Source organism: uncultured Brachyspira sp., from assembly GCF_944390845.1.
Classification (GTDB): domain Bacteria; phylum Spirochaetota; class Brachyspiria; order Brachyspirales; family Brachyspiraceae; genus Brachyspira; species Brachyspira pulli.
Map to the genome: position 1 here is coordinate 1 of NZ_CALXRM010000103.1, position 9,209 is coordinate 9,209.

10 protein-coding genes are annotated in these 9,209 nt (G+C 23.6%); 4 read left to right on the forward strand and 6 right to left on the reverse strand.

Annotation, left to right across the window (positions count from 1 at the left end):
* Positions 1–93: 93 nt before the first annotated feature.
* The 3 genes from Q0K52_RS13850 to Q0K52_RS13860 all read right to left on the reverse strand — a co-directional run bounded on the left by Q0K52_RS13850 (position 94) and on the right by Q0K52_RS13860 (position 2,987).
* The gene (locus Q0K52_RS13850) at positions 94–669 is read right to left on the reverse strand and encodes a hypothetical protein (protein WP_297300446.1); all 576 of its coding nucleotides are present in this window, start codon (positions 667–669) and stop codon (positions 94–96) included.
* An 18-nt stretch (positions 670–687) separates the two neighbouring features.
* Complete coding sequence (locus Q0K52_RS13855; RefSeq protein ID WP_297300448.1) at positions 688–2,118, reverse strand: AAA family ATPase; 1,431 nt, start codon at positions 2,116–2,118, stop codon at positions 688–690.
* Between the two features lie 413 nt (positions 2,119–2,531).
* On the reverse strand, positions 2,532–2,987 hold the full coding sequence (locus tag Q0K52_RS13860; RefSeq protein ID WP_297300450.1) for a DIP1984 family protein: 456 nt from the start codon (positions 2,985–2,987) through the stop codon (positions 2,532–2,534).
* A gap of 141 nt (positions 2,988–3,128) precedes the next feature.
* Between Q0K52_RS13860 and Q0K52_RS13865 the strand changes: the two genes are divergently transcribed.
* The 3 genes from Q0K52_RS13865 (at position 3,129) to Q0K52_RS13875 (ending at position 5,492) form a co-directional block, all read left to right on the forward strand.
* Positions 3,129–3,569: a hypothetical protein gene (locus tag Q0K52_RS13865; RefSeq protein WP_297300452.1), complete on the forward strand. Its 441-nt coding sequence runs from the start codon at positions 3,129–3,131 to the stop codon at positions 3,567–3,569.
* A gap of 86 nt (positions 3,570–3,655) precedes the next feature.
* Entirely contained in the window at positions 3,656–4,369 is a 714-nt protein-coding gene (locus Q0K52_RS13870) for a hypothetical protein (RefSeq protein WP_297300457.1), read from the forward strand.
* A 13-nt stretch (positions 4,370–4,382) separates the two neighbouring features.
* Positions 4,383–5,492 carry a glycosyltransferase family 2 protein gene (locus tag Q0K52_RS13875; protein ID WP_297300459.1) on the forward strand — a complete coding sequence of 370 codons (1,110 nt, stop codon included), beginning with the start codon at positions 4,383–4,385 and terminating at the stop codon, positions 5,490–5,492.
* A 4-nt stretch (positions 5,493–5,496) separates the two neighbouring features.
* Here the strand turns inward: Q0K52_RS13875 and Q0K52_RS13880 are convergent, their stop codons facing one another.
* From Q0K52_RS13880 to Q0K52_RS13890, 3 genes are all read right to left on the reverse strand, one after another.
* Positions 5,497–6,375, reverse strand: coding sequence for a DMT family transporter (locus tag Q0K52_RS13880; protein ID WP_297300461.1), 879 nt, complete (start codon positions 6,373–6,375; stop codon positions 5,497–5,499).
* 437 nt (positions 6,376–6,812) lie between these two features.
* On the reverse strand, positions 6,813–7,226 hold the full coding sequence (locus tag Q0K52_RS13885; protein WP_297300463.1) for a hypothetical protein: 414 nt from the start codon (positions 7,224–7,226) through the stop codon (positions 6,813–6,815).
* A 9-nt stretch (positions 7,227–7,235) separates the two neighbouring features.
* Positions 7,236–7,619: a YkvA family protein gene (locus Q0K52_RS13890; protein ID WP_297300464.1), complete on the reverse strand. Its 384-nt coding sequence runs from the start codon at positions 7,617–7,619 to the stop codon at positions 7,236–7,238.
* Between the two features lie 197 nt (positions 7,620–7,816).
* Here Q0K52_RS13890 and Q0K52_RS13895 point away from each other — a divergent pair, with 197 nt between their 5' ends.
* A complete protein-coding gene (locus tag Q0K52_RS13895) occupies positions 7,817–8,998 on the forward strand; it encodes an AGE family epimerase/isomerase (RefSeq protein ID WP_297300466.1) in 1,182 nt (393 codons plus the stop codon).
* The last annotated feature ends 211 nt before the right edge of the window (positions 8,999–9,209 follow it).

Genomic DNA, 9,209 nt, shown 5'->3' on the forward strand with positions numbered 1-9,209 from the left:
AAATTATGATACACCTATGTTATACTTTAAAAAACTAAGGAATACTTAATGCAATATGTCTGGCTCCTGTGCATAAATGTAAACGTTATAAATTTAAATAATTATATCTGTATTATCTTGTAGATTATATTTTGTAATATTTAATGTTTTTAAATCAAAAAATGATATATTAAGATAATGAAAAGAATTATGTATTTTACACTGATAAAATAAATCTCTATCATATATTATATTTTTCTTTTGATTTGTGCTATCAATGTTTTTTGTTTTTAATAGTTTATCATATATTAAATATAAATAAATATTTTCTATTTTTAATTGATTTAATAAAACAGATATTATTCTTAAATAAGCACCAAAATATTGATATGACAATTTTTTTAATTTATCATCATGTATATCTTTTTTTAATTCTATTATATGCAAATCTAAATTATTATTTTGATTTGCTCTTAGAATAATTGCATCAGCACATTTTTTTATTTTTAAATGGTTAAATTTTCTTTCCCCTTCTATATCTTTTGAACATATAGATTTAGATGTTAGTTTTATATTTATTTCCATTTCAGAATTTTTGTCTCTAATATTAAAAATATCATCTTTATTTAATGAAACAAATTTGCACATATTATTATCTATAATATCATAAAGTTTTTCAAAATTTTCCATAACAACTAAATACCTTTTTTAAATATTCTCAGTAATTTCATCATATTCATTTGAAGCTTCGTTGATATAATCATGAAAAGTTTCTATATAAAAACCAGTTTTCTTATTTCCTTCTAATGGTATTATATTTGTTGTATTATATTTATCTATATTAAATTGATATATTCTTATCTTTTCAATATCTATAATATCATTTTCAGTATAAGAATATTTTTTTAATAAATTATTTTTTTTATCTTTATCATTTATAGAGTTAAGTTTTATCATATTGTTTATATGTTCTAAGATTGTATCACTATGAGTTGATATTATAAGATTTATATTTTTATTTACTAAATTAATAATTATTCTAGCCATTTGTTTTTGAAGTTTAAGATGCAATGACATTTCAGGTTCTTCAATAAAAAGAGCTCCAATATCTTTACCATATTTTAAAAATAAATATAATGGTGCTGTTTCTGTAATTACTGCCGAGTTTAAATACATTGGAATTTTTAAATCTGTATTATCAGGGTTATAATAATAACCTCCTGTTTCAGGATTAACTTCAATACTTCCCTGAATCATATTATGAAATATTTCTATTATATCTGTATATTCTTCGTTTATACTATATTCTTTTGACAAATCAATTAAATTATTTATAAAATTACTAATAGGCTTTTGGAATAAAGTTTTAATTTTTTGATTTTCAATGTTAAATGCAGAAGTTACAGATTGCTTAGCTAATTCTTTATAAGATAAGAAAAATCCCGTTCTTGATGTTGGTAAAAATATTTTTTTGTTATAATAAATATTAAATATATATTTTGTTATACTAGAAAAAATAATCATTATAATATCTAATGTACTAAAATTGGGAATATTACCAGATATTGAATAATCATTCATATGATTTTTATATAAAATACTTATTTTTCTATTATGTTCTAATAATACTTTAAAATCGGGATTATATATATTTAAATTTATATAATCCAAATTAATGAAATTATTAATATCGTTAAATATAAACTGTAATATTTTTTCTCTATATTTATTAAGAAGTAAATTAAATAAATCATTAAATAATTTTAATTCTTCCAATGATAAAAAAAATGTTTCATCTAATGTCTGTTCAGAACAAAATATATTTCGATTTTTAGCAGCATTAATAAAATAATTATTATGCGATTTCATTATTTGAGAATAATTTTCTTTATTATATTCTAAATGCTTATTTATAATATTTTCTATATCTTTATATTCTTGCAAACTAAATAAAAAATCTTTATCTTGAAATAAAATATTTACAATTTCTTCTGAATAATTTGCAAATCCATATATTAATGTCATTAAATAGCTTTTACCACTATTATTATCGCCTATAAATAAAACTAAATCGGAAAGTTCTATTTCTGCTTCTTTAATCTTTCCAAAATTTTTTACTACGAGTTTTGAGTATGACATTATTTTTCCTTTGATAACAATTATTTCAAATCATTATATCATATTTTTTAATAAAACTGTTAATAAAATTATAAATTCAAATACCACTTGGGCGGGTGCTGAAATTTCTGAATAGGTTATAAAGATAGTTAATATTAAAATTCAAAAGTTAGTTATTAAAGAATAAAGGGCGGGGAATGTAATAAAAGTTTTAAAGCTTAAATTACATTTGCCCACCCTTTATCTTTTGAGTATTATTATGAGATTTTTAGCTATTATTCTTTTTAAATTTATACTCTTATTATAACAACCCACCCAAGATTTTTTTAAATTTAAAACGTATTTACCGCACGATAAGCTGATTAAAAAGTAAAACTTAATATGAATTCAAATTTACATTATAAATAAAGTATTGTAAACCGTGCGTTAAAATATTACTCTAAATCTACATTCCAATTGGTGGATTGTATCATAACATCTATATCATTATAAGCTTTGGTTAGTTTATCTACTTCTGTTTGTATGTCTTTCACATTTACAAGTACTTTCATCTTAACTTCATTTTTAGCATTTCTATAATCTTTACTGTTAAGCTCTTTTAAAACTGTTTTATAAATTTCCATTTCTCTATATAGTTTATCTCTAATATTTATTGCATCAGCTATTGTTATTCCTATAGTAAGTTTTGTATTATGTTCTTTATTGCTTATTTTTATTATTAAGTCTGAAAGTTCATTATTAACTTCTATATACTCTTTTATTAAATCATTAGGGTTCTCATTATTCTCATTATCATCTTTTAATACCACATTGCTCTTTAATCTTTTTTTTAGATTATCTTCCCTTTTGATATATTCATCTCTTTTTAATAAGGCTTCTCCTAATTTCATAATTTCTCCTTATTCTATAATTTGTTAATAAATATAATAAAAAAGACATTCTAGTCAATAATTTTTGTATATAATCATTTTACAAAAATATGAAAGATATTATTATATAAGTATGATATGTAATATATTGGAGGTAAGTTTATGAGAAAAGTATTTTATCTATGTTTATTTTTTATAATGATATTAATCAGCTGCAATATGTATGTAAGTGATAAGGTAAGCATATTGGTGTTTGATGAAGATTCTAAAGGAAATCGTTTGACAAATGAAACATTAGAATTTATTTTAGTAAAGCGTGAGGATACAAACAGCTTTAATAAACTCACTTATATATCAGGTACCATTAATAATAAATACGGCAATCAAATAGTAACTAATCTAAAGGAAGGAGTATATATACCTGATATTAACGATACTAATAGTGCTAAAAATTTAGATTTAAAAGATTATAAAATGAGTATTAATTATAATAATAAAAAAATAGTATTTACAGATAATGACGGAGAAAAATATACACTTCCTTTAAATAATTCTGAAAATACTTGGTTTTATAAATTACTTCAAAATAATACTAATTTATAATTAAGTAATAAATAAATGGTTTACAAACATGATATTTTTTGTATAATATCATATATTTTTACTAAAAATTATCAATGAGTTTATTTATGAAATACATTAAAACTTTTATACCATTCTTTTTTATATTCTTCGTTATACTATCATGTTCAAATGTACCAACTTCATCAAGCAATGGTAATCTGAAATTAAAAAACAGAGCAGGCAGATATTCGCTTGATGTTAATTTTACAGAAGATATTACTCTTGATTTTGTAGTATTTGATTCAGGTTATATAAATTTTATAGGAAAGAAAAATAATATAGCAAACAATATAGGCAGTTATTATTTAGGAGATCCTGAAAGCACAAATAAAACTTTTTCTTTCGATATAAAAGAAACTATTAATGGTGTAGCACCTGATACTTATTTTATAGATTTTTTTGGCGGCAAATTAAGATATTCACAAAACAAAGAAGTTAATTTTAAAAAACTTACTGACAGTACAAATATAAAGATGAATGAACGTATAGGAATATATTATAGTAAAGATAAATCAGCAAATATCACTATAACTGATAAGCAAATATTATGGAGTTATTTTCCAGATGCTTATATTGATATAGCTAATCCGTATTCTGAAGAAACTTCATTTTCAAGAACACAAACATTCACAAATTCAAATGGGGTAGAACATAGTTTTACTGTAAGTATAGTATTTAATTATAACTCTATTAAATTAAAATTTACTATAACAGATCCTGATTATTCTCAATATAATAAAGAAGAAGAGTATAGAATAGTTTGGGAAAATAATATTTGATTAGGAATAATATATGATAAAAGTTTCTGTAGTGTTGCCAATTTATAATGTAGAAAAATATTTACCAAAATGTTTAGATAGTGTTATCAATCAAACATTAAAGGATATAGAAATAATTTGTGTTAATGATTGTTCTGCTGATAATTGTGAGAATATCATTAAAGAGTATATTAAAAAAGACAGCAGAATAAAATTAATAAATCATAAAGAAAATCAAGGTTTAGGATTTGCAAGAAACAGCGGTTTGAATGAAAGTAATGCAGATTATGTGGTGTTCATAGATTCTGATGATTTTATTTCTTATGACTATATAGAGCATTTATATAATACAGCAATAAAAAATAATGCAGATATAGTTTTTACTAATAACATATATACAGTTAATGAAAATAAAGGATATATAAAACCTTATTATCATAATAGATTAGAAAAATGGAAAAAAGATTTTAGGGATAATTGCTTTGAAGGTGAAAGTAATTTTAATGTTGATACTTTTGAAAAAGAAAATACTCCAGAGTATCCTTTAGTTGTTGCTTGGAATAAATTATATAAAAAAGAATTTTTAAAAGAAAAAAAATTATTATACAGTCAAGTAAGGTTAGCTGAAGATGTTGATATGTTTTATAGAATTTTAGCTAATAATCCAAAAATGTTTTATAACAATAATGCTAAATATTATTATTTACAAAGAGCTGCATCTTTGGCAGGTAATGTTTCTCATACTGTAAAAATTCCTGTTGCTATACTGGAAGTTTTTAAAAATGTTTATAACTATTACAAAGAAAATAAAAAAGATTTATTAGTATCATGTAATTATTATAATTTTATTTCTTTAATGCATACATTTAATAATTACAAAGCAGACAATAAAAATGAATTCTATAAAAAGTGTCATGATTTAATGAAGGAACTTGATGTTGAAATAGACAGAAATAAACATGCTTTTATAGCTTATTCTGTTTATGTGATGAAAACTTATGATGATTATAATATTTATTTAGAAAAAATAGAATCCATAAAGAAAAAAGTATTTGATATTGCTTGGTGGATACCTTCTATTACTTTAAGAGAAAAGTATAAAAAAGTTAATTTAGATAAATTAGCAAATAAAAACTGGAAATAATATTTTAAATATTTTTTGCAGTTATTTTATTCTTATAAAAATATACTAACAAGGCAGCAAATATAATAATAACCATACCAATTATGGAATATATATCTACTTTTTCATTGAATAAAAATAAACTGAATAAATAAGAAAATATTACACCTGTATAATTATAAATACTTACAGCAGATACAGGAGCTTTCTTGTATGCTACAGTTAAAAAGAATTGTCCGAATCCAGCAAATATACCTATAATTAAAAGCATAATAATTTCAAATATATTAGGTATAACAAAACTTTTTATAAAGAAAAGTGAGAATAAACATGAAAACAATGAAAAATAAAATATTATCAAAGCATTACTTTCTTTTCCTTTTAGAGAACCTATTATAGCATAGGAAATACCAGCAAACATTGCAGCTGATAATGCTACCAATGAAGGAAATATATTTGAGTTCATAGAAGGTTTTATTATAAATATAGATCCAATAGCTGCTATTATCATACCTAACCATTGAACCTTTATTATTTTTTCTTTAATGAGAATAAATGCAAATAAACTAGACCAGAAAGGTGAAGTCTTTTGAAGAACAGAAGCATCAGCCAATACCATATTATTAGTAGCATAAAAATAAGCTATTATTCCCAAATATCCGGAAACTGATCTGCAAACTATAGATACAATATTTTTCTTATTTGGAAATAATTTTTCTTTATCTCTAAACATTACAAAAGCACTAATAAATAAAGTTACAAAATTTCTTGCAAATACTTGTTCAATAACTGGTATATTAGCTCCTGATATTTTTACTGCTATTTCCATAATGCTGAATGATAAAGCAGAAAATGTAATGAATAAAGAGCCTAATTTAATATTATTATTTGAATCATTAATCATAGTTTATAATTTTTTAATTAAATTTTTAATGCCTAGTAGAATAACATTTAATGATACAAAAATCAATTATTAAAATTAATTATATAGTTATTTTAACGCACGGTAAACTAAACCTTATATATAATTTAAATAATAATTAATAATTGTTTTTTATAGTTCATTTTATTAAGCGTGCGGTGTTAAGAACAACAAAGTTAAAAATAACTTGGGTGGGTGTTAAAATAAGAGTTGAAAATTAAAAAGAAAATAAAGTAACAATGACATGAAAAAATTTTAAAGATATAGGGTGGGCAGATGTAATTAAGCTTTAAAACTTTATTTACATACCCCGCCCTTTAATGTTTTTTATTTTAATTAGAAATTTTAATTTTTTTATTCTTTAAAGCTAAAACTGTAAAAGTATTCCCGCCCAAGTTTTATTTTTCTTTAAAAATAAATTACTGATGATTTTTTAGATAGTCAACAAATCTTTGAGGCAAGTAAACATTATCATATTTATCTTTAAGAGCTTCTCTAAAGAGTTCAGCCATTTCTTCTATTTTGAATCCAGCAATACCGCATCCTATTTCAGTAACTAGAAATTTTTTATCTTTATGATTTAAAGCAAAATCTAAAAACTTATCAACATATTTTTTTATTTCAGATACAGCCATTTTTCCGCTTTTAGTATAATCAACAGTAGGTATAGCAAAAGTTTTACCTTGAAGCCCATAAGCCTGACCATAAATAGCACCCCAATTCATAGCAGTTCTGGCAGCACCTCCTCCATGAACCCCTTGAGTATTGCTTCCAAAAACGAATACTTCATCATCTTCCAATTGAGTTATTTTACTTGATGATATTCTATCCATAAAGACTCCTTAAAATAATGTAGCAAGTATATATATTATAATCATCATAACAAATCCGGTAATAGTTATTGATAATATAATATTTCTAATTATGACATTTATGATAGGGTTATATGAAAAATTTGCTTTTTTGATTCCATAATAAAATGTCAAAGCAAGAAGCATAATATCATCTAATCTTCCTATAGGTATTCTGTCAGGAACTAAGTCTATAGGAGAAATTGTATATATTAAAGCCAAAATAAATGGAATCCAATAATGAAATTTTCTTTCATTTCTTTTTTGATAATTTTTATATACTTCGTACTTTCTGTATACTCCGTCTTCACCAAGTATTTCTATATCTTCTTCAGGTATTTCAACATAATCTTCTTTGTTTTTATCATCTTTCATTTATTACACCCCCAATTTCTGAATTATATAATATATATATCAATAGTCAATAAAATACTTCAATAATAATATTTGTTAAATTTTAAATATTATATATACAAAAAACAACAATAAAATTATTTTTTTTGTTGCTTTATAATGTCAATCTGTTAATATTGTTACATTATGTTAAATAAAATCTATATAAAGGATTTTTTATGAGTAATTTAAACGAAGTAAAAAATGAGTATCTTCACATGTTAAAAGATAATGTCATACCATTTTGGTTAAAAAATGGACTTGATAAGAAACATGGCGGATATTATACTGCATTAGACAGAAAGGGAAACCTTATAGAAACAGATAAGTCTGTATGGTTTCAAGGAAGATTTGCTTGGGTATTATCAACACTTTATGCTGATTTTGAGAAAAAGCCAGAGTATTTAGAAGCAGCTAAATTGGGAATAGACTTTTTAGAAAATTACTGTTTTGATAAAGCAGGCGATGGAAGAATGTATTTCAGAGTTACTGAAGACGGAAAGCCTATCATCAAAAGATTAAGATATTACTTCTCAGAAACATTTTGTTTAGTTGCTATGGCAGCATATTCAAGAGCTAGCGGAGATAAAAGCTATGTTAAAAAAGCTAGAGAAATACTTGATAATATAGACAGATATCAGAAAGAAGGTCTTCTCATACCTAAATTTGATGCAGGCAACAGACCTACTATAGCTTTCGGACCTCCTATGATAATGCTTGCTACAGTTCAGGAATTAAGAAAAGCTGATCCGGAAAATAAAGATTATTACAACAAATATATTGATAATCTTCTTTCTAATATACAGTTATTTTTATATGAAGATAAAAAAGCAGTATTAGAACAATGCAATCCAGATGGTACTTTACAGGATCACTTTGAAGGAAGATTATTAAACCCAGGTCATGCTATAGAATCATCTTGGTTTATTTTAAGAGAATCTATAGAAAGAGGACATGATGAGAAATTAAAAGCCCTAGGTCTTAAAATATTTGACTGGATGTGGGAATGGGGCTGGGACAAAGAGTACGGCGGAATCATTCAATATATGGACGTACTTGGAAAAGCTAAAAGCGAATATCACCATGATATGAAATTCTGGTGGCCTCAAACTGAAGCTGCTATTGCTGCTTTATACTGCTACTATTTCACTAAAGATGATAAATATTTAGAAAAACATGATATGGTAAAAGAGTATACTAAAAAATTCATAGATACAGAATATGGCGAATGGTTCGGATATCTTCATAGAGATGGTACAATATCTACTGATTTGAAAGGTAATATGTATAAAGGACCTTTCCATATTCCTAGAATGTACATGAAATGTGCTGAAATAATAGATGCTATTAATGCAAAATAATAATTAGTAATTTTTATTAATATAGACTAGGCTTTATAATTAAAGTCTAGTCTATATTATTTGCATTGAAATATAAAGTTTTTATGTAGTAAAAAAGGTTTAACAAATATAAAATTTTTTATGATAAAATATATTTGTTTAGGTATATACTGAAAATTTTTAAGTTTGTCATTTTTTTATTCAACTTTTTCCCGCCGCAAAAAGTTGCAAA

Coding starts and splice junctions, on each gene's coding strand:
- Q0K52_RS13885 (WP_297300463.1), bottom strand. CDS start 7,226: ATGGATAGAATATCATCAAGTAAAATAACTCAATTGGAAGATGATGAA.
- Q0K52_RS13860 (WP_297300450.1), bottom strand. CDS start 2,987: ATGAAATTAGGAGAAGCCTTATTAAAAAGAGATGAATATATCAAAAGG.
- Q0K52_RS13890 (WP_297300464.1), bottom strand. CDS start 7,619: ATGAAAGATGATAAAAACAAAGAAGATTATGTTGAAATACCTGAAGAA.
- Q0K52_RS13895 (WP_297300466.1), top strand. CDS start 7,817: ATGAGTAATTTAAACGAAGTAAAAAATGAGTATCTTCACATGTTAAAA.
- Q0K52_RS13870 (WP_297300457.1), top strand. CDS start 3,656: ATGAAATACATTAAAACTTTTATACCATTCTTTTTTATATTCTTCGTT.
- Q0K52_RS13875 (WP_297300459.1), top strand. CDS start 4,383: ATGATAAAAGTTTCTGTAGTGTTGCCAATTTATAATGTAGAAAAATAT.
- Q0K52_RS13880 (WP_297300461.1), bottom strand. CDS start 6,375: ATGATTAATGATTCAAATAATAATATTAAATTAGGCTCTTTATTCATT.
- Q0K52_RS13850 (WP_297300446.1), bottom strand. CDS start 669: ATGGAAAATTTTGAAAAACTTTATGATATTATAGATAATAATATGTGC.
- Q0K52_RS13855 (WP_297300448.1), bottom strand. CDS start 2,118: ATGTCATACTCAAAACTCGTAGTAAAAAATTTTGGAAAGATTAAAGAA.
- Q0K52_RS13865 (WP_297300452.1), top strand. CDS start 3,129: ATGAGAAAAGTATTTTATCTATGTTTATTTTTTATAATGATATTAATC.